18 protein-coding genes and 5 pseudogenes are annotated in these 19403 nt (G+C 58.7%); 7 read left to right on the top strand and 16 right to left on the bottom strand.

The features are described from left to right. Nucleotides 1-52: 52 nt before the first annotated feature. Nucleotides 53-462 (top strand): annotated as a pseudogene (locus R5H30_RS21455) (transposase); the annotation flags it as partial. Between the two features lie 155 nt (nt 463-617). On the opposite strand, the pseudogene R5H30_RS21450 reads toward R5H30_RS21455, so the two are convergent. Further along, a pseudogene (locus R5H30_RS21450) lies at nt 618-734 on the bottom strand (ATP-binding protein); the annotation flags it as partial. Between the two features lie 361 nt (nt 735-1095). Continuing rightward, nucleotides 1096-1527 (bottom strand): hypothetical protein, encoded by a 432-nt coding sequence (locus R5H30_RS21445; protein WP_318330816.1) that lies wholly within the window; start codon nt 1525-1527, stop codon nt 1096-1098. A 113-nt stretch (nt 1528-1640) separates the two neighbouring features. Between R5H30_RS21445 and R5H30_RS21440 the strand changes: the two are divergent. Further along, nucleotides 1641-1763: pseudogene (locus R5H30_RS21440) on the top strand (IS6 family transposase); the annotation flags it as partial. A gap of 57 nt (nt 1764-1820) precedes the next feature. Here R5H30_RS21440 and R5H30_RS21435 read toward each other — a convergent pair. After that, nucleotides 1821-3500, bottom strand: a complete 1680-nt coding sequence (locus R5H30_RS21435; RefSeq protein WP_318330815.1) for a VPLPA-CTERM sorting domain-containing protein — start codon at nt 3498-3500, stop codon at nt 1821-1823. A gap of 173 nt (nt 3501-3673) precedes the next feature. On the opposite strand from R5H30_RS21435, the pseudogene R5H30_RS21430 reads away from it, so the two are divergent. From R5H30_RS21430 to R5H30_RS21415, 4 genes and pseudogenes are all read left to right on the top strand, one after another. Further along, nucleotides 3674-3790: pseudogene (locus R5H30_RS21430) on the top strand (transposase); the annotation flags it as partial. A 58-nt stretch (nt 3791-3848) separates the two neighbouring features. Then, nucleotides 3849-3974, top strand: a pseudogene (locus tag R5H30_RS21425) (integrase core domain-containing protein); the annotation flags it as partial. A 396-nt stretch (nt 3975-4370) separates the two neighbouring features. After that, entirely contained in the window at nt 4371-6065 is a 1695-nt protein-coding gene (locus R5H30_RS21420; protein WP_318330814.1) for an alkaline phosphatase family protein, read from the top strand. A gap of 741 nt (nt 6066-6806) precedes the next feature. Next, nucleotides 6807-7013, top strand: coding sequence for a hypothetical protein (locus R5H30_RS21415; RefSeq protein ID WP_318330813.1), 207 nt, complete (start codon nt 6807-6809; stop codon nt 7011-7013). Here the strand turns inward: R5H30_RS21415 and R5H30_RS21410 are convergent. Continuing rightward, nucleotides 7010-9109, bottom strand: coding sequence for an alpha/beta hydrolase (locus R5H30_RS21410; RefSeq protein WP_318330812.1), 2100 nt, complete (start codon nt 9107-9109; stop codon nt 7010-7012). The two genes, R5H30_RS21415 and R5H30_RS21410, sit on opposite strands and share 4 nt — an antisense overlap. A gap of 3 nt (nt 9110-9112) precedes the next feature. Continuing rightward, on the bottom strand, nt 9113-9730 hold the full coding sequence (locus R5H30_RS21405; RefSeq protein ID WP_318330811.1) for a TetR/AcrR family transcriptional regulator: 618 nt from the start codon (nt 9728-9730) through the stop codon (nt 9113-9115). A gap of 229 nt (nt 9731-9959) precedes the next feature. Between R5H30_RS21405 and R5H30_RS21400 the strand changes: the two genes are divergently transcribed. Next, nucleotides 9960-10592 carry a tyrosine-type recombinase/integrase gene (locus R5H30_RS21400; protein WP_318330810.1) on the top strand — a complete coding sequence of 211 codons (633 nt, stop codon included), beginning with the start codon at nt 9960-9962 and terminating at the stop codon, nt 10590-10592. A gap of 202 nt (nt 10593-10794) precedes the next feature. Here R5H30_RS21400 and R5H30_RS21395 read toward each other — a convergent pair whose 3' ends face one another. The 11 genes from R5H30_RS21395 to R5H30_RS21345 form a co-directional block, all read right to left on the bottom strand. Continuing rightward, a complete protein-coding gene (locus tag R5H30_RS21395; protein WP_318330809.1) occupies nt 10795-10980 on the bottom strand; it encodes a hypothetical protein in 186 nt (61 codons plus the stop codon). Nucleotides 10981-11002: 22 nt separating this feature from the next. Continuing rightward, complete coding sequence (locus tag R5H30_RS21390; protein ID WP_318330808.1) at nt 11003-11257, bottom strand: hypothetical protein; 255 nt, start codon at nt 11255-11257, stop codon at nt 11003-11005. A 34-nt stretch (nt 11258-11291) separates the two neighbouring features. Beyond that, entirely contained in the window at nt 11292-11675 is a 384-nt protein-coding gene (locus R5H30_RS21385) for a hypothetical protein (protein WP_318330807.1), read from the bottom strand. 65 nt (nt 11676-11740) lie between these two features. Further along, nucleotides 11741-12088, bottom strand: a complete 348-nt coding sequence (locus tag R5H30_RS21380; RefSeq protein ID WP_318330806.1) for a hypothetical protein — start codon at nt 12086-12088, stop codon at nt 11741-11743. Nucleotides 12089-12301: 213 nt separating this feature from the next. Beyond that, the gene (locus R5H30_RS21375; protein ID WP_318330805.1) at nt 12302-13306 is read right to left on the bottom strand and encodes a DUF1254 domain-containing protein; all 1005 of its coding nucleotides are present in this window, start codon (nt 13304-13306) and stop codon (nt 12302-12304) included. A 617-nt stretch (nt 13307-13923) separates the two neighbouring features. Then, entirely contained in the window at nt 13924-14505 is a 582-nt protein-coding gene (locus tag R5H30_RS21370) for a hemerythrin domain-containing protein (protein ID WP_318330804.1), read from the bottom strand. A 764-nt stretch (nt 14506-15269) separates the two neighbouring features. Next, on the bottom strand, nt 15270-16070 hold the full coding sequence (locus tag R5H30_RS21365) for a GNAT family N-acetyltransferase (protein WP_318330803.1): 801 nt from the start codon (nt 16068-16070) through the stop codon (nt 15270-15272). A 489-nt stretch (nt 16071-16559) separates the two neighbouring features. After that, nucleotides 16560-16769 (bottom strand): SDR family NAD(P)-dependent oxidoreductase, encoded by a 210-nt coding sequence (locus tag R5H30_RS21815; RefSeq protein WP_412105160.1) that lies wholly within the window; start codon nt 16767-16769, stop codon nt 16560-16562. A gap of 28 nt (nt 16770-16797) precedes the next feature. Beyond that, nucleotides 16798-18096 (bottom strand): RNA polymerase sigma factor, encoded by a 1299-nt coding sequence (locus tag R5H30_RS21355; protein WP_318330802.1) that lies wholly within the window; start codon nt 18094-18096, stop codon nt 16798-16800. Further along, on the bottom strand, nt 18024-18377 hold the full coding sequence (locus tag R5H30_RS21350) for a YciI family protein (RefSeq protein ID WP_318330801.1): 354 nt from the start codon (nt 18375-18377) through the stop codon (nt 18024-18026). The genes R5H30_RS21355 and R5H30_RS21350 overlap by 73 nt, the downstream gene beginning before the upstream one ends. A gap of 17 nt (nt 18378-18394) precedes the next feature. Then, nucleotides 18395-18976: a hypothetical protein gene (locus tag R5H30_RS21345; protein ID WP_318330800.1), complete on the bottom strand. Its 582-nt coding sequence runs from the start codon at nt 18974-18976 to the stop codon at nt 18395-18397. Nucleotides 18977-19403 lie beyond the last annotated feature (427 nt).

Genomic DNA, 19403 nt, shown 5'->3' with positions numbered 1-19403 from the left:
ACTCTGGCCGAGCGGGAATTACATCGTGTATCCATGCGGTTAGACGGTTGGCATTAACGAACCATTACCCACCAGCTACCTCACCACGAACCGGTCCAGCTACACTGCCTCGCTGCGCGAGCGCGGGTAATTATTGATATGGTTGGACGAGATGACATGGCTCGCGCCGCGTGACGGCAGCCCCGGTCGCCCGGCGGTGTTTTCGGATGCGCCGATCCAGATCTGTCTGTCGATCAAAGACCTGTTCAAGCTGCCACTCAGCCAGACTGCCGGAATGGTCGCCAGCCTGCTCCGTCTGGCCGGCCCGGACTGACCCCTCCCAGACTATACTACCCGGTGCCGCAGCCAGAAGAATCTGGCTGTCCAGATTCCGTATCGCCGCTCGGACTGAACCTGCTCGTCGACAACAGCGGGATCACGTTCCTCGATGACGATGAATGGCAGGTCCGCAAACATGGTGTGTCAATCAGCATCCAATCGTGACCCCCTATTGGAGTGCGCCCCTGCGGGTGGACATTCTCAGGCGGCGGTTTTGACCCCCTTGAGGTGAGCTGGCCCGGCGCTTCGTAGTCCCCATGTAACGCAGCGGCGGCGTGCCAGCGGGGGTGCCGTTCGCGCTATACTCTGTTTTTGAAGCGCCAGCTTTCGTTTCCGGTCTCGACGATCTCGCAATGGTGGGTGAGGCGGTCGAGGAGTGCCATGGTCATCTTTGCGTCGCCGAAGACGGTCGGCCAGGCATCGGCCCAATGGTGGGAAATCGAGGCTGCCTGAAGCTGTCGTCGGAAGGTGCCTTCATCCATCGCGAGTTAGCGTGACAGCGCCCTTGACAGGGCTACTTTTGGCGATGACCAAACGCACTGGACTTGCCCGGATTTTGTGGAGAGCGTTTAGCTCACTTCCCGGGCATACGGCCCTCCGGGCTCATCTTGAAGCACTTGAAAGGGCTGGATTTGGACATGTCCAGACGCTACCCGGCGCCCTGCCCTGCCTCAAGCAAAGTTTCTTTGACAAGGCCTTCCTGATCGAACGCCGGATGAGGTGGCTCCGGAGATCGAAGTCATGGAACTTGGGCCTATTCCGGCAAACGGCTGCTGCTCAGCCGATCACTTGTGGTTCTCCGGCGACGACGGTCTCCCAGACTGTGAGCGTGCGACTACCAAAGGCAGCTCCCGGCGGCCTTGCTGGTCGGAATCGCACGCTGACAGTGTGATCGCCGGCCTTCACGCCGTCGACGAAAGCCAGCAGTGTCAGGCTGCGAGCATCCTCATGTCCTTTGCCGACGCTTGGTTTCATCACTAGATCATCATCGACCACGACCTCGAGAGAAAAGACTCCTGTTTGGCCGATGATTTCGGTTACGAAAAGTGCGGTAAGCCGGACTTGTGCGCCGCCTGGCGGAGGTGGGCCCTGGGCCGCGGCTTCCGTGGTGATCGGGACTTCAATCTCGAGGTCACTGGTTCCGTGGTCGAAGCCGAGTGTGAGGCGATCGGAGATCAACGAGGTCTCCATCTGCCGAATGTTCTGCATGGCATGATCCTCCCATTAACATTGTACCACAGTTCGCCTCGATCCAAATGTCTTCAGATGGCACTGTCACGTTAAGCGTTTAGCGATGGAGAAGGCCTAGGTATGTGGCCTGGATGCGCCAAGTCTTCTACGCTCGCCACCGGTTCTCGCCGGCGATCATTCAGCATCCCGTCTGGCTATATTACTGGTTCGCACTGAGCTATCGCGATGTCGAGGACATGCTTGCAGAACGCGGCAATAGCGCGGGCGTCGCTGGTGCGGTCGTCGATGTCCCAGCCCTAGGACTAAGCGGCTCAGAATGTCTGGCTGCGGCGCCGCCCGATCCACGCGAGCGCGCCAAGACCTGTCAGAAGCACGGGCACGGACGCCGGCAACGGCACGTGGGCCGGCGGGCCGTCGGAGGTGAAGAGCGCGATGTCATTGCCGTCACCCGCCTTGTAGGTAATGAAAACGTCCTCGGAGAACCCTTCGATCAGAGCGCCTTCGCCCAAGCCCGCAAATTGACCCAAGACTCCGCCGCCGACCGTGATGATGTCGAAAAGCTGGCCTTTCCCGAGGGTCAGGCCTGCCACGATATCGAAATCAATGACGCCACCGATGAAAAGGTCATCGGCGATGTCGAGCCGGGCGAAGGTTCCGTCTGTTATGCCGCCGAACTCAAACGAAAGCAGACCTGTGCTGAGGTCGCCGCCTATGGTTGTCAGACCAGCTCCCACGTTGAATACTCCGTCAATCGATACGTCGCCGCTGAAGGTGGTTTGCCCGGAGGCGGTCAATAAGCCGCGGTTCGCAACATTTCCGGCGACAGCGCCGTCCACGATAGTTAATGAACCACCCGCACCAATAGATACGTTGCCGCTGAAGGAATTTCCTCCAGAGGCAACAAGAGCGCCGTTGGTCTGAATACTTCCAGCGTTAGCGCCCCGATCCATCATGAGCGCACCCTCCGCCCCGACGAAAGTGTCACCCAATTCGGTGGTGCCAGAGGTACGCAGCGTGCCGCGTAAGATCCGTGTGTCGCCAAAGCTGTTCTGGCCCGACAGAGTCAGCGTGTCGTTTATGTCTGTCTTGTTGAGCGTGAAATTCACAGGCGCCGCACCGCCCGCGATCGCGCCGCTGAATTCGGTGCTGTCGGTGCCGCTCTCGGTCAACACTGCCGCGACCGGGGCCGAGTTAACGATGGTGCCGCTGCCGGCAAGATCGGTGACGTTTACGTCGAACCCATCCATCTCGAGCGTGCCGTCCGCCTCAATCGTAACACCCGCGCCCATCGAGAACGCACTGGCCCCGTTTTGGGCATTCGCGGTCCGCACGGTGCCGCCCGCGATGGTGGCTGTGGAGAAGGAAGGGACAACGAACGACGATGCGGCAAGGTCAATCGTGCCGCTGTTGCCCGCCTCGCCGAAGACAGCGTTTCCGAAGTTTTCGTAGGTTCCTGTCAGGGTCAGCGTCGTGCCATCGTCGGCAATCAAGCTGCCGGCTGCGGCTCCGAACGTCAGGCGGTTTGCGAGGATAGCGGTAGAGAGGCTTCGCAGATCACCACCGGCGAGTATCACGCTGCCACTGCCAAGCGACGCGGCGCTGCCAAACGATAATTCCCCAGCCTCCAGAGTGGTGTCTCCGGAATAGCTATTCGTGCCGGTAAGCGTCAGCCCCGTCGAGTTCGTATCCTTGCGCAGCGTGAGGCCTGTCTGCGCACTGCCATCCGCGATGGTGCCGGAAAAGGTCGTGGATGCGCTGCCTGTAACGACGACCGCAGCATCCCCTGGACCGGAATTGGTGATGGTGTCGTTGCCTGCGAGATCGGCGATCTCTGTATCCGTGCCAATGAGGTCGATCGTCGCGGCGTTTGCCGGCAGGCCCGAAATGGCTAGTGCGATGTTAAGGGCACATGCACGGTAGGATTGATTAGTGCGGGACCATCGGTTTGAACTTACATCGCTTCGAAATTCAGTCATCAAAAATGAATACACGAGAATATAACCTCAGCAGAATGTCCCCTTATTTTAATGCCTGCCTCGAAGTCTGACAACTTACCCCAAGTTGTCATTCCTCGAGGCTTTGATGATGCGACCGTCTACCGACCTGCTCCCCTGAAAAGTCCTCGCCTTGAGGTTAGCCTGTTCTCCAATTGAGGAGACAGACGATGAAGAGAAGTCGTTTCAGCGAAGCGCAGATCATTGGCATCCTGAAGGAGCGCCAGGCAGGCATGAGCGCGCCCGATCTGTGCCGCAAGCACGGGATCAGCGATGCCACCTTCCACATCTATGGACGGCTCTCCCTATGCAAGCGTTTCAAGGCGATCTCCGAATGTGACGGGTGCCCAGATCATCATCGAAAACTGGCGCCGACACTACAATGCCAAACGTCCACACAGCGCGCTCGGATACCGCCCACCAGCACCAGAAACCGTCATCCCGGTAGCCCAAAGGCCGCACATGCACTAACAATTGGTTTGGACCAGTCAGATCGNCCACACAGCGCGCTCGGATACCGCCCACCAGCACCAGAAACCGTCATCCCGGTAGCCCAAAGGCCGCACATGCACTAACAATTGGTTTGGACCAGTCAGATCGGGCTGCTCAACAGGCTCGAGCCGGATGGCGGCAGGGAGCCCGGAGCGGCCGGATTGCAAGCGAGAGCTTGGCTGGTGCAACAAGCGTACTGAATCGGCCAGTCGAAAAGCCTTGCTGCAGCGCAGCCGGAAAAGCGCTCATTCATCGATTCCGCAGCGAAACTTGAAAGGTCTACGACCGTGTTGCGGAGATTGTGTTGAGAGGTTGCGCAATATTGAACTGTTGTTGCATGATGCAGCCCCGACCGCTCGAACGACTGGAGGTGTCATGGCTTTGTTGGCGAAGACCACAGTTCCTTTTCTGATGGGGCTAAGCCTTTTCCCCGTCGCCTCCAACGCCCGGGAGCTGCCCCGCCTGATCCTCCAGATAACCGTTGACCAGTTGAGAGGAGACCTTCCGACCCGCCACTCTGAACAGTTCGGAACGGGCGGTTTCAGGTATCTGCTCGAAGAAGGCATTTACTACTCGAACGCCCACCACACCCACGCCAATACCGAAACGATAGTGGGGCACACGACATTGGCGACAGGTGCTACTCCCGCGGCACATGGGATGGTTGGCAATCTCTGGTATGACCGGTCGCAAGGACGGACGGTCTACAACATCGAGGACCCGGATTATTCGATCCTCACAAGCGGCGCCGACGTTGATGAAGAAACCGAAATCGATCCCACGCAACGGGCAGCCAAGAGCGACGGACGATCACCGCGGACTATACTGACCTCCACCTTTGGGGACGAATTGGCGCTGGCGACCGCGGGACGGGCGAAGGTGTTCGGAGTCTCGATAAAGGATCGCGGCGCGGTTGCCATGGCCGGGCACGCGGGCAAAGCCTTCTGGTTTTCGAAATCCGCCGGACAATTCGTGACGAGCAGTTACTACTACGAAACTTATCCTGCATGGGTTGATGCATGGAACGCCAAGGGTGTGCCGCAGGGTTTCGATAATCGGTCATGGGAGTTGCTGAACCCTACCGAAACCTACCTCTTCGGTGACCACGACGACCAGCCATGGGAGCCAGATTTCGCTGGTTTCGGACGCACATTTCCCCACCCGCTGGGAGCTGGAGATGACAAATACTTTACGACGCTGCTGACGCTGAGCCCGTTCGGGGATCAAATGACGGCGGATTTTGCCAAGACGCTTATCGACGCCGAGGATCTCGGTGATGACGAAGTGACGGACTTCCTCGCTGTCAGCTTTTCGGTCACGGACTATGTCGGCCACTTCTTTGGTCCGTCGAGCCTTGAGGCTGAGGACAATCTCCTTCAACTCGACCGGACGCTCGCCGATCTTTTTGCCTATGTGGATCAGGCAGTTGGCCTTGAGCATACGTTGATCGTATTGTCCTCGGATCATGGCGCCCCGGAAGCGCCGGGATATCTCGCGTCAATCGGAATGCCGGGAGGCTACGTGACCCCCGATGAATGGGACACTGCTCCGGCCGTTGCCCGCATCAAGGAACGCTTCGGACTGAGCGGCCCTCTGTTCGAAGGCTACGACCATCCCTACCTGACCTTGTCCGAAACCATTCGCAACGACGCCGACATCGACAGGATTGCGCTCGAAACCGCCATTGCCGATGAATTGGTCGCATTCGAAGGTGTCGCCTACGCAGTGCCAAGCTCGCGCCTGCGTGAAGGTTCATTACCCGACAACGCGCTCATGCGAGCAGTCTTGAACAACTATCATCCGGACCGTTCCGGAGACATCTACGTGGTCTTCGAACCTGAGTGGTTCATCAACGACATGGATGGGCTGTCGGTGACTGTCACACACGGGTCGCCGTGGCGCTATGACACTTTCGTCCCGATCTTTTTTGCAGGCTACCAGACGGCCGGGCAAAGCATCGCTCGACGCGTGCATACCGTAGACGTCGCGCTGACATTGTCTGCCGTGGCAGAAACCCGGCCGCCATCCGGTGCGACAGGAGAGGTTCTGTTGGAAGTACTGGGGCAGTGACCCATGGATCGGTAGGGCGTATCAACCGCGATATGCATCAGAACCTCCGACGACCAGCAAGTGCGTGTGCGAGACGTTGACTGCTCCCGCAGCGAACGGCCGGTATGTTTTTTAGATAGTTTGCCGGTGCTGAATGGCTGCTTTGCGGAAATCGTGCCGCAGTGCCGCTACCAGCTCCGCAATCAGGCCAGCTCACAGTAGCAACACTTGCTGCATCGGCATCAGGCGGCTTCGTCCGCTAACGCGGTCGCTCGATCTTGCCGCATCCAAAGTCGGGTTCTGATTGCGATTAGCCGTTGCAGCGATCGACTGCCCCGAGCCAAAGCAGAAGTATGGTTCCGCGATGTCTTAAGCGTTCGTAATTCTTGATCCCGATGAGGAAATCATAACGCAAAACGGCCCGAGAGCACTCTCGCCAGCGCTCCCGGGACTTCAGGGTACACCCTCATGAAAGGCGCATTAGCAGTGTTCTTGCAAAATGCCTTTGGGTCAAGCAGAGCCTTCAGGTCGGCCCGGTGAATGGCGATGCGCATTATGAAGATTTGTAAGCCAGTGCGTCAGTCGAACGGCAAGCCAGTTTGTCCGCAAAGTTGACCTGCCGGCCGCCCACGATGCTGCACGCCACTTCGAAGGTCGGATTTGGGGAAGCTGCAATGCAGCACTCATCGATAGACGGAGGGCGCCTAAGGGCCGTTCACGTCGGTTTGTCGACGAACAACGAACTTCGGCAAGGTCCGCAGAGTGGACCTCGAAGCGCTGCGCGGCGAAGGTCGGGAGAGAGCCCATCCTGTGAATTCGGATTTTTCGCTGCACGCGCGCGCAGCACGGAAATCTCTGCAAGTGCTCGGTTACACACGCTGCACAGCGGCGGTCAAACTGGCCATTCGAAAGCTGCGCAGCAAGGATTGTCAGGGCAACTCACCGATCGCGGACAAAGCTGTCGTTTAAAGAAGTTCCGACAGCATCGAGGCGGCCCGCGCCGCGCCGTCCTTGGCCACTGGGAGCGGTATTCTTGGATTCCTCAATTCCGCCAGCATTGCTTCGGCAATCTGTTCGGGACCCGCTTCGGCGAAGGTCATCTTCCGCCCAGCATTGTAGCGCTCCAGCCGGCTGGCAACGTGGAAGTTTTGCTCGAAATGGTTGCGAAGCGGAAAGTACAGGAACGGAGTGCCCGCCGCGGCAAGCTCCATGCAAGTGGTGAGTCCACCCTGTACTAGAGCAAGATCGCAGGCCGCGAGGTGGCGGTCGAGGTTGGGCACGAAAGCTCGCATTTCGACGCCCGCCGGCACCTTGAACCCCGCAGGATCGAGCCGCGGCCCGGTAACCACGATCATGCGCAGTTCAGGGAGTCGCGCCTTTGCGAGGGGATAGGCCTCGAGGATGCGGCGGATCAGCGTCGCGCCTACGCCCGAGCCCCCAACCGCAACGATGCAGGTCAGTCGCCCATCGTCATAACCGAACTCGGCACGGAGATCGTCCCGACTTCCGAACTCGTCCGGGTGCTGCCCGATGATGTAATCCGAAAACTCGTAGTGACGCGGGATCCAGTCCCGCATCCTGGGTAGTCCGTTCCCGAAGCTCATATCGACAATATCTTCGGACCCGCCGACAAATATCGCTCGGTCCCGAACGGTCGGATTGCCCTCGACATGACCGATCATCTCTGCGTTGTAGTCCGACGTGAGAAACGCCTCGCGCGGGCCGTTCTCCTCGAACGGTACCCAGCCCACGAAATCGGTAAGCCATGCGATCTGAGCCTGTTTGAGCTCTGGGTGCTCGTGCCAGTAATGATCGACGTCCCAGGCCTCGTCCGCGATTACCAAATCATAGCGACCCTCTTCCAGCACTTCCTGGAAGACCATGAAGTTCTTGATCAGGATTTCGTCCATTCGCCGGATCGCCTCGAAGGCGTGCAGGTCATGTTCCCCGCATTCTTCCTCGATGTGTGCGCTTTCGTTCGCCAAGAGGCGGCTTGCGGAATGGATAGTCTCGTTGTTGGCGTCGAGAAACCGCGTGACCGGATCCTGCGCCAGCCAATCCACCTGCAGATTAGGATGAAGTCGCCGAAGCTCGCGCGTCACGGCCAAGTCGCGGCGCGCATGGCCGAGACCAATCGGTGAAGAGAGATAGAGCGCCCGTTTCCCGGGCTTCAGCCTACGGCGCACCGGTGTGTAAGTCCCGAGGTGCTTGGCCAGAAAGTCCCGCATCGTCGTGTTGAACAAAGCCGGAAAACGCCCGTGCAGGCCATGCCCTGCTTCCGGAACTACATGCAAGTCTCCGCCCGTCAGCTCGGCTATCCGGTGCGAGGTTTCCGGCGGCGTGATCTCATCCGCGGCCCCCACGAAGATGAGGCTCGGACACCGCACACGCCGGTACATATTCTCGTCGATCACGAGAGCCGCACTATCTGATCGCGCGTCTTGCGTCATTCGCAGCATCGCGCCGTCACCCTGAAGGCCCCATCCAACAGCGTCTTCTTGCTGCTTTGTCGAGTGTGGCTCGTTGTGCACCTTGCTCATGAAGAATTGGATGAAATCCGGATAGTCGCGGAGCCAGTAGTCCGCGTTGTATTTCTTCCAACCCTCGGGATTGTCCTCCGCGTTTGCATCATATGCCCTAGCCCTTTCCTCATACGGGGGGACAATTGGGCTCCAGGCGCCAGTTGACACAACGGCCTCGACGCGGTCGGGGTGATAGGAAGCAACCGCGAAGGCGATCGCACTGCTGAAGGACATTCCGACCAGTGTCGCCTTCTCAGTTTCCGTGTGATCCATGACCGCGATCACGTCGCCCACGATCTTGTCCAGAGAATAGCAGGAGGGATCATCGGGCCGGTCGGACTTCCCGTTACCGCGCGGATCGAAGGCGATAACCCGAAAATGTTCTGAGAAATATGGAATTTGAGCCTTCCACGAGCGCGAGTGAATAATCGCCCAGGTCGGCACGAATACTATAGTGTGTGATCCTTCACCGTAGAGCTCGTAATGCAGCTTTACACCGTCGCGATCCACATATCCAGTCGTGTGGGGTAGCCTGGCACGCATGGCCTATTCCTGTCTCTCGGTCCTATCAAACATCTCGATGATCTTTCCAAAGCGCCTCAATGCATCTCGGAACGGGATTTCCGGTGACTCGTAGCCGAGCATGATAGCCGCTTCGGTCCCAATGAACGCAGCGCTGACCAAAGCGCCGATTTCCTCGGCGGTAAACGGTCCGAGCGAGCCATTTTGCCGTTCTACCTCACGAGCGAGCTTGAGGATAAGATCGCGCCACTCGGCATAGGCCGAGCTCACCGCAGCGCCGATCACGGGATTGCTCCACCCGGCAGCGGTCAGCTCCATCAAGACACGCACATAGCCGGACCCGATATCCTGGTCGAGATAGTCGCAGGAAAGCGCCCACTTCTCCGATACTGAAAGATCAGGATTGTTGAACGTCCGGGTCTGGCGATCGATCAGCTGGCTATTCAAGTACTCGAACAAAGCCAGGATCATTCCCTCCTTCGATCCGAAGTGATACTGGATCTGGCTCATCTGCGTGCCGGCCGCCTCAGCGACGCGGCGGGTGGAGAGGCCGGAATATCCTTCTTCCAGAAGCACCTGCTGCGCAGCTTCTAGGAGCTCCCGCTTGGTTTCCTTGACGCGTTCCGCCGTTACACGAGCCATCAGATTCTCCCTCTTGTGCACTTATTAAATCAATCGATCGAATAATTCAATGACTGTCTGAGATCAGTTGGGCGTAGAATGGTGCCTTTGGGCTCTCTGCCACCGATTGCGCATGCAGCGTCGATGCAGTCGGTCGGCCTCTGACAACTGCCCTTGCCAAGGACGATAAAATCTCATTGCCCGCATGGTGCGGGTGACTGGGTTTGGAGGGAGGATCGGAGGGCATATCATGCCAAGAGTCCAACTTCCTGCGACAACCCCGAAACGCAGAGCCTGGAACAAGGGGCGGATCATCGGTCAAAAACGGCCTTTACTGCCAAAACAGGTCTGGGCAATCCGGGCAAGGCTCGAACTCGCGGGTTATCTGCGCGATCTGGCTTTGTTCAACGTCGCCATCGATAGCAAGTTGCGCGGCTGTGATCTTGTCAGATTGGGGGTGTCTGACCTGGTAAAAGATGATCGCGTGCGAGAACGCGTTTCGGTGATCCAGAGCAAGACCAAGCGGCCAGTACAGTTTGAACTGACGGAAAACACGCGTGAATCCGTCTTGGCCTGGGTCAAATCACCCGAGATGTTTGCTTGCCGCTTTATGTTCCCAAGCCGGTTCCATGATCGCCCACACATCTCAACCCGCCAGTATGGTCGGCTTGTCCGCGATTGGGTCACCGCAATCGGGCTGGAGCCAAGTGGTTACGGCACGCATTCACTTCGCCGTACAAAAGCGGCGGAGATTTACCGCAAGACAGGCAATCTCCGCGCGGTGCAACTGCTGCTTGGTCACACGAAGGTCGACAGTACAGTACGTTATCTTGGCGTCGAACTCGAAGATGCCCTGAGCATCGCTGAGCGCATTGATATTTGAGCCACCTTGGCGAACGAGCCCTGCCGTTCGCCATTTCAATGCGGGTGTCTGTCCCTCATGCGGCGTTGGTCAGTGCTGAGCCCGATGCGGACCAACCTTTCCTATCCGCGGCAGGCCTCCAGTATGCTTAAGATAGTGGCAATGTGTTATCTCTGTCCCCGGAGATAGACCAGCCTCGCTCTCGCCCCGTTTCAGCTAACCCTCAGGTGCCCGTACCATAGGGCCAGATGAGGTTGAGAATAATGATGGCGACAAAAATGCCGGCGAACTTGAACACTGTCTTTCGGCCTTTGCTCACGTTCTCGAACGCACTGGCATGATCGATGATCGCAATGATGGCAAAGATTATGAGTCCAGAAGCGAGCATATGGGGAATGTCGAAGTTCAAAGTGCGTCCTCCATTTTGCGGATCATCGGTCCTGCCTCGCTTCGCTTCGTGCCCAGCGGCAGAGGGCGAAGAGAAGAAGTAGGTTCAGAAGAGGTGTTGCGGCGCTGATCCATGGCTGAAGAGTATCGGGCAGACCATAGGTCCAGTTCACCCAAGGTTGGCCAAGCATGACAACATAGACCCATGAGAGCGGATCCCTCTCTTGCCCCAACCAGCCAAAGGTGCCGATCAGGCCGATTAGCAGTGACAAGAGATAGGCCGCGATCAGGATGCGCAATGTCCACCGGCATGTTGTCCCAGCCAGTGACATCTTAAGTGCAAAGCGGTTGACCGGTCCGGTCTGTGCGCTGCGCCCGAAGATCGGCAACAGATTGCTCCACAGCCTGTTCGGTTTCGGCGCGTGTTTGCGCGTCAGCCTTGACCCGTTGGTTCCGCAAATCGAGAGCGCGGTCCGCCTCCTCAAGCCGACCAGCATCGCGAAGGATGACGACCTTTTGCAGTTCTGCAAGTTCGCGCGCCAGCGTTTCGCCGCTCGATGCCTGAGTGGAAGCGGCAAGGGCTTCCTCCGTGCGGCAGGAGATCGCCAACTCGTTCGCCTCCTTTACCGCATTTGTGTTTCCAAAGCTGGCACAGCTCGCCAATGCGATAGCTGCAAGCCCCAGACCCATGGCTCCGGACAAGCGACCTGTCACCATCCGACGGCTCCTTTTCCAAACGCCCGGCACCCATCCCCCTCGCTCAGGAGCGGCCTCATGCTGGTTCAGGCCGCGCCTTCGCTTCCCATGAACATGGTGGAAGGATTGCTTCCGTCATCGGACACCAGGCACCGCCATGGAGCCCCGTTCGCGCCAACGCGCATGTAGACTGCGCTGTTTGCTTGCGAAAACTCGGAGCCAACAACCGTCACGCCACCAGTCGTCTGGGACTCAAGCAGGTTGCGGCATGCGGTGACGGCCGCATCGCTCGCTCCGAAGCTCCCCTCGATGAACGGAGGGCCGCCAGGAACGGGTGTCATTTGCTCGACAGTCGACGTTCCAGCCGTCTCATCGCAGCCGGCGGCGATGGAGAGCAGGCCGATGCAGGCGCTGAGCCTAAGGGTGGCAATCATCCCGTTCCTCTTGTCTGCTGTTAACCTACTTGGGAGCATTGCAGGTCAAGAGTTCGAAGTCGATCAATTATGCACACATCGAGAGGTGAAGTCGCGTATGAACTTGTCGATCTTGGCGATGGTGAAGTTGTCCGGTGACCTCGGCACCGGCCGCAATTGACACTCCCGCGAACAGCGCGACCGCAAGGCCATATCAAACAGAAGTCTTGCGCATCAAGTTGTCTTCTCAACGTCAGGCAGAATGTATGTTCGGTTGAGCACAGCTTCGCCGGGCCGATAGATCCGCATCAGGAAATTCCAGCCCTCGGTGATGTCGACGCGGTTCGGCTGATCGCCGCATTCGGTTTCCGAGCCGTAATGCACCGTGAAGGTGCCGTCGTCATTCAACGTAACGTTGCGGTCGTTTACAATATTATTGTCGCTCTCCATGAAACCGTCCGCACCATAGATGGTGATCGACCAGAACGCGTCGTTCGGCGGCACCTCGTAAGTCGCGCTGTAACAGGCATCTGCCGATGAGGGGCCGGTGTAGTTGATGTAGACAGCGTCCTCTTCGGGAAAGAGGCCCCATGCCCCAGCGACAGCCAGTTGTCGCGTATCTTCGTTCACTTCGCCACGCGGTCCCATCCAGTCGGGTTCGTACTGCGCGAACTGCTGAAACTCCTGCTCATACTCGGCCCGGAGTGCAAGCATGCTCTCCACGTCCCATTGCGGTTCGGGAAACAGGTCGTCGCTCGAAGCCTCGATCACGAAAGCGTTCTGCAGATCGTTGACCAGGGCCACGTCCTCGGGATCGTCCGGGTCCATGATCTGGATGCGCATGAGCAGAGAGACGTACTTCGTGTCGTCGGGTACATCGTACGTTCCAGGTTCGTAGAATACGGTGGGCGCGTAGTGATCGTTGTCGACCACCAGGATCGAGAAGTAGCGGTCGTCAGGAAACTCGGGGATGGTGATTGTGGCACCGCCCTCGGTATCGACGACAGCTCCCGCATAGAGCGTGTCGCGGTTCATGCGCACGACATCTTGCGCGTCGAGCGGCGTCGGCTTTCGGATGTAGAAGAAGCGGTTGACGTCGCTGCCGGCGTTTCTCTGGAACTGCGCGAAAGCCAAGTCAGTCTCGGCGCGGGCATAAATTTCGGGCGTCACCATTTCAGCGGCATCGGCAGGCGCCGTAACGCACACCACTAACGAGAGCCCGGCAAGTGACAGCTTCATGAATGTATCTTTCTCCCGACCATGCTTCGCCAAAATCGTAGGCCAAGTTGCTATCTCGACAAGGTCCCTTCTGTCCCGCACCTTGATCATCGATCCTAGCGGCGGCGAAAGAGCGTTTCGGATTTCGCGCATATGAAAGTCTGCAACCGGGAACCCTTCTGCAATGCAACAAATAGCGTGCGGCACCTGCAAGTGAATGCTGCTTAAGCAAAAGCCGTGCTGGCATAAGTCCGGTTTGTCCGCAACTGAGACGTTAGACGGGCGTGCAGCGAACCGCTGGATTGGAACTCGGCTCTGGAGGCTTCCGCGAACGGCTGTATCTGCAGTTTCTACGTGGTGATTTCGCGCTCGCAGAGAATGGTTGGAATCTGCCCACCGTATCGGATGCTGCGCTTTCACCCCAGATCGGCTGTCGGCCCAAAGCCGACCTTGACGATGAAGTAGGACGCCGCATCGCAGCTTTCCCGAAGCTGCCATTGATACAGACCGCAGCATACTGGGCGGACAAACGTCGGCCATGCGGGACGAAGAGACTTTCTAATTGGTTATTTCTTGTCCGCTTCGGGCGACCAAGCGGCGAGTAAAGATGAGAAAGCTGGGTCGTCTACCTGAGGCTGTCAGATCGACCCAAGGTAGTAACCGATGGCTTCCGCCAATTCGGTTTCCTCATAGCCGAAGTGAGAGCGTATGATCTCCTCCAACTTCCTGAACGTATTGGCGGCCTGAACGAAATTCGCATCGTTCGGGTTATTCGCCAGAGCATCCGCAGCCTGACCGAGGCGGATGATCAGCTCGTGGACGACCTCGTGTTCTGCCTTCAGCTTGGCCACGACCTCACGGAACTTGCCGCTGCCCGCCGCTTCGATCCGCGGAAACATGTCGGCGCTTTCGATGTCATGGTGGAATTTCAGAATTTGACACTCGCGCCCGCAAAGAGATCCGAATGCGCGAAAGTTTTCAGCCATATCAAGCGAAAGAACGATCCGCTCGAGGTTCTTGGGAGGATTTTCGCCGGCTTCAATCCGGGCGAGGACCGCAGCGATCTGGGCGATTTCCATCAGGTAGTGACGGTGAATCGCCGCCAGCTGCCGCCCTTGATGCCGGTGGCCATCCGTTGCCTCCGGCACCGGCGGCGCTACCGGTCGGGCAGCCTCGTCGAGGCTCAGTTCATCCAGTGATTGAGTGGAAAGGTCAGACATAGTCGTCAAAAAAGCCCTCGCTTAGGCTAAGTCAAGGACGGCTTCGGGCAGCTTCCCATTGTTTACATTACCACCAGAGCACAGCGGACCCGAGCACGAAGCTTCCCGCAACCACGAAGAACGCTACCGGGATCGAAAAGGCGCTGGTTAAGAACCGAGGGTAGAACCTGTCTTTCGAAGGAGAACCAAGAAAAGCGATGTTTACGTTCTCAGGGATGCCATGCAGATCGCTCCGGAGCACCCATGCTTGGCAGCTGCGGCTAAACAAGAGCGAAGCATGACACCTTTTAGGAAGTCGACTCTACAGTCTATACGGACTCCCACCCGTTGGTCGATCGCATGGCAGAGCAAGTTGCCCCATTGAATGCCAATCCGGAAAACACCGTATGAATTGAGTTCCGCAACTGGCGATCTGCACTGCTACATCGTGTAACGCCGAATTTGACGCGCATGAAATTTTTTGATCATGACGATAGGAACTTTCATTATCTGCTTGATCCGACATGGTGTATCCCCTCTTGAGCCAACTTGTTCAGGAGCGTCCGTAATGGCTCATCTCGTCAACGATCATGTCCTCATCGACGATATCCGACTTTAATGCTTCGGGCGCTCCCGGCCCTAAGCTGCCGTTTGCCCTGACGGAAGAATGCTGCGGTCGCAGCCCGCTTAGCGGTCATTAGCTGCGAGCGCGAACTCCCGGCTTCATCGAACTCACAGTTTGCGGAGCGAGTGAGTGTTCGTTACCTGCGATCCAGCGACCGTTTTCATTTCGTCAGGCGGTCGTCTGAATTCGATAGAATAACAACCGATCTTCGCTCGACTTGGGTTAATCCACAGGTGGCCAGCATCGCCCTCGAAGGCACATTGTCACGCGCAACGAATTCCATCGTGGACGACGCACCCAGACGTTCGACCGCGGCAAGGTTGGCAGTGGCGTCGACGTAGGTTCCCAGCCCCAGACCGCGCATAGAGGAATCCACGCCAATAAGACCGACCCACGCTGATCTGTAGTAAGGGCTATGGCGGTTGTGAGTCATCGCGGCAAAGCCCGCAGAAACGATTTTGCCCTTCGCATTCTCGAAGGCGACCAATCGCGCCGGAAACAGCTTGCCGAGGAGGGCGTCCGTCGAGAACGGAGAGATACCTTGCTCCGTCAGGAATTCCTGAACCTCTTGCGCCTTCGTTGGGGTCATCTCGACATCCGGCAGTTGCACCACGCCATCGGGAAGACCGCGCTCGATGATCTGCCCGCAGACCTCACGGATCGTTTGCGCATCAGCCATGAACAGGTCCCAGTGATGCACGACAGGATGGAATTCGGCGAGCTCCCGGAGCGCGTTTTCGATTGTCGTGTCGTCAATGCCCCTGAGCGAAACCAATCCTTCGTCGGCCATGGCCTGACGCAATCGGTGCCATCCCAGTTTGGCGGGGTCATCGCTTGCAAACACGCGACCATGAATGACCGCACCCGGCAGGTCATTCAGTTCTGCGACCTCTGCGTCGCGCTTCCTTTGAAGCGCCCTTATCTTGGGCGCTCCGAAATAGGGGGAAAACTCATCAGTCATTCGCAGCCGTCGCGTTCATCACTGAACAATACCATAAAACTCGTTCGCGTTGTCTGCACTGGCAACATCTGTTCGTTGCGGTTGCATGCACAGGATACAACTTCGGCACGACAATCAGCCGATAACAGTTCGACTCGCAGCATCGGCCGGTCTGGGCTCGAAGCCGTCGTCAACCGCAAAGCAGCATCTTGCTTCTGTAGCTGCGAGGCATAGCCACTGGCGGACCAGAGCCGCCGTTGATCCGCAGGTCAAGATCCTGCGCCGCAGCCTTCAAAAGCTGCCGTTCGACCGGGCAATCGGGTCCACCTGCTTTAGCGCCAATATAACGATCTGACCCAGCTTTGGCGGCGCGGCAAATACATCGCCATGTCCCTAGACACCCAACTTGCCCGCGCGGCCTCGGTCGGCACCATGCGGCTGGTTACGGCACTGTGATCGGACCTGTACAGGGAACGGTGGGGAAAGCCCAAAGGCGTCAAACGCACCGATCTAGGCCCCGCCTGCATTGTTTGCTAGCAGATCGACACGGCCATGCTGCACGAGCACGTTCGCAACAAGTGCATTGCACCAGGCGATGTCCGTGAGGTCGAGCCGAGCAAATCCTTCGCGACTGCGACTGGTACCGATAACCGTTGCACCGGCTTTGGTCAGATGGGTAGCAATGGCGGCGCCGATGCCGCTGGAGGCGCCCGTAACGATGGCGATCTAATGCTTTATGTTCGTCTCCTTAGCTTTGCAAGAGCCGCGCTTTGCGATCGGCAAGGTAAGTCCGTGCGGCGGGATCGTCGGAAAGACCAATGGCCCGGTCGAAGGCGTCGCGGGCCTCCCCGTTCTGGCCAAGCCTGGCAAGCGCATGGGCGCGGGTGGCCCACCATGGCTGATAGGATCGTCGGTCGGTCTCAGGGATGTCATCGAGCGCAGACAGCGCCGCACCGGGACCGTCAGTCTCAATCAGGACCGCCGCCTCGCCGGTGCGCGCGCCGACCGTCGGTGAGAACCTGACTAGACCGGCATAGAGAAGACGCAGTTCCGACCAGTCGGTCGCACCGGACCGGCGCCGCGCTGCGTGGACTGCCTGGATCGAGGCCTCAAGTTGGAAACGTCCGAGACTTGGGTTGCGTGTGGCGTTTGTGAGCGCTTTTTTGGCGTCGTTCAGAACGGCGAGATCCCAAAGATCGGAGTCCTGTTCTTCCAACGGAACAAGCGCGCCGGTCGCTCGGTCGATCCGCGCAGGACGTCGCGCCTCGGCAAACAGCATCAGCGCGAAGAGCCCGTGGGCCTCCCCTTCATCTGGAAACCCGTGCGCGATGAGGCTCGCCAGCCAAATCGCCTCTTCGGCGAGGTTTGCAGCCTTGCGGTCGTCCGCCGGGATGCCGTTGTAGCCGACCACATACGCCCCGTAGATGGCGTTCAGCACATCCGCCAATCGGCCTGCGGAGTCTCGGCCATCCGGCAACTCGAAGGTGATGCGCGCGGCTTCGATCTTGGCTTTCACCCGAGTTAGGCGCTGGCCAAGCGTGCCCGGCGACATCAGGAAGACCGAGGCCATCCGACGAGCGTCAAGACCCAGCACGGTCTGCAGCATCAGAGGTGCCCTCAACGCTTCGTCAATCGCGGGATGGGCGCAGATGAACATAAGCGGCAAGCGCGGGTCCGTGACGGGAGGGGCGATTTCGGCGCGTTCTTGAGCCATACGGGTCAATTCTTTTTCGTATGTCGCCGGAAGTGCGCCCGAGCGTGCGCCGTCGATGGCCCGACGGCGGGCGGTGGTGGTGAGCCAGGCCTCGGGACTGTCCGGCACGCCGGTGTCCGGCCAGGTCTCAAGTGCCCTTGTCAGCGCATCGCCGAGCGCGTCCTCAGCCTCGGCCAGGGAGCCGGTGCGCGCGGCCAGTCGGGCGACCAGCTTGCCGTAAGACAGGCGAGCCACCCTTTCGACCGCGCGCTCAGTGTCACTCACGCGTCGTGCATTATGATAGGGCGAACTTCCACCGCACCAATCGATGCGGCCGGGTTCCGGGCCGCCCATTCCAACGCGGTATCGAGATCCGGCACATTGATGATGTAGAAGCCGCCAAGCTGCTCTTTGGTTGCGGCGTAGGGCCCGTCCTGGACATCTCGCTGGCCGCCGGCCACGCGCAGTGTCGTGGCGGTATGAGACGGGTGCAGGGCCTCACCGCCAACCAAAATGCCGGCATCGACCAAAGCCCGCGTGTAAGCACCCCAAATCTCCCCATCCGCGGCGGCGCGCACGGCATCGGCGTCCGGGTGGTCGTCGGGCGGTGTGTAGTTCATTATGATGTATTGCATGTCGATATTCCTTTGACTCAATAGCGGGACACGACAGGCAAGAGCGCTTTTGGCGTCCGGTCATCGGTGCACATGTTGTTGTCGCGCGGGCGGGCGCCGAAATAGACACCGGTTCCGTCCATCGCGAAGAGGTCGTGATCTTCACCGCATTCGGCCACCGGCAGCCAATGACCGCAGCCAGTGTCCGAGATATCGGTTTCCAGATTGTAGGTCAGCCCGCAGTCCGCAATGCCCATGCCTGCAACGATCTCCGCATTTTCTGTCAGGAGCGTTACATGCTTCCAATCCTCGTGGAAGACCCCGTGATAGGCCCCGGGAACAGCCTCGGACCGCTCGCGGATCTCGAAGGGACCCCCGGTGCGGAACTGGAAGGTGCGTATCGTCATCGCCGGATCGAGCGCATGGGTGAAGATCAGGTACCACTGACCATCGACGAAAGTGAATTCCCGGGTGCCGTAGCCGCCATACCATTCTTCGGGCGCAGCACTACGGAAGGTGCCGGTGACGGCCATCAGGTCTTCACGCGGGGCGAAGTCCTGGGCCTGCACGGCTGCCGCACAGGCCAATGTAGCGGTTGCGAGCAAAGTTGATCGGAACATGTCGGTCTTCTCCTATGTAAGATCCGAAGCTCAGAAGGTGGCTTCAATAGGGAGACGGTCGACGGGAAGGCGATTTCTACATCTCTACAATCCATTTTTTGAAACTAGCCCGCCGTGCAGTCATCCAATCGGCCTGTGCGCTTCTTTCCAGATACACTTGCTACGGCGTTGGCAGCCCTGAGCCGACCTCCGACTATCGTTGAGTGCTGCGTAGCAGCTTCCCCAAAGCCGACCTGCGAAGTGGCGTGCAGCATCGTGGGCGGCCGGAAGGTCAACTATGCAGACCCTCGTGCCGTTCGCCGCCGACAGGTCAAATGGCACTCCCTGCCCTATACCGCCATTCGCCCTTTCGACGGAGCTAGGCTCTGGACCCATTGATTTGGTTGCAGTCGGTGCATCGGGCTGATTCAAGCTCCTGAACATCAGG

This window comes from Roseobacter sp. FCG-D35 (genome assembly GCF_033436665.1).
Lineage (GTDB): Bacteria > Pseudomonadota > Alphaproteobacteria > Rhodobacterales > Rhodobacteraceae > JAWQFO01.
Note: the sequence above shows the minus strand (reverse complement) of the source record. Positions and strands in the feature narration are given on the sequence as shown.

Coding starts and splice junctions, on each gene's coding strand:
- R5H30_RS21365 (WP_318330803.1), bottom strand. CDS start 16,070: ATGACTGATGAGTTTTCCCCCTATTTCGGAGCGCCCAAGATAAGGGCG.
- R5H30_RS21355 (WP_318330802.1), bottom strand. CDS start 18,096: ATGGGCGGCCCGGAACCCGGCCGCATCGATTGGTGCGGTGGAAGTTCG.
- R5H30_RS21350 (WP_318330801.1), bottom strand. CDS start 18,377: ATGCAATACATCATAATGAACTACACACCGCCCGACGACCACCCGGAC.
- R5H30_RS21400 (WP_318330810.1), top strand. CDS start 9,960: ATGCCAAGAGTCCAACTTCCTGCGACAACCCCGAAACGCAGAGCCTGG.
- R5H30_RS21405 (WP_318330811.1), bottom strand. CDS start 9,730: ATGGCTCGTGTAACGGCGGAACGCGTCAAGGAAACCAAGCGGGAGCTC.
- R5H30_RS21380 (WP_318330806.1), bottom strand. CDS start 12,088: ATGATTGCCACCCTTAGGCTCAGCGCCTGCATCGGCCTGCTCTCCATC.
- R5H30_RS21345 (WP_318330800.1), bottom strand. CDS start 18,976: ATGTTCCGATCAACTTTGCTCGCAACCGCTACATTGGCCTGTGCGGCA.
- R5H30_RS21410 (WP_318330812.1), bottom strand. CDS start 9,109: ATGCGTGCCAGGCTACCCCACACGACTGGATATGTGGATCGCGACGGT.
- R5H30_RS21370 (WP_318330804.1), bottom strand. CDS start 14,505: ATGTCTGACCTTTCCACTCAATCACTGGATGAACTGAGCCTCGACGAG.
- R5H30_RS21385 (WP_318330807.1), bottom strand. CDS start 11,675: ATGGTGACAGGTCGCTTGTCCGGAGCCATGGGTCTGGGGCTTGCAGCT.
- R5H30_RS21445 (WP_318330816.1), bottom strand. CDS start 1,527: ATGCAGAACATTCGGCAGATGGAGACCTCGTTGATCTCCGATCGCCTC.
- R5H30_RS21375 (WP_318330805.1), bottom strand. CDS start 13,306: ATGAAGCTGTCACTTGCCGGGCTCTCGTTAGTGGTGTGCGTTACGGCG.
- R5H30_RS21420 (WP_318330814.1), top strand. CDS start 4,371: ATGGCTTTGTTGGCGAAGACCACAGTTCCTTTTCTGATGGGGCTAAGC.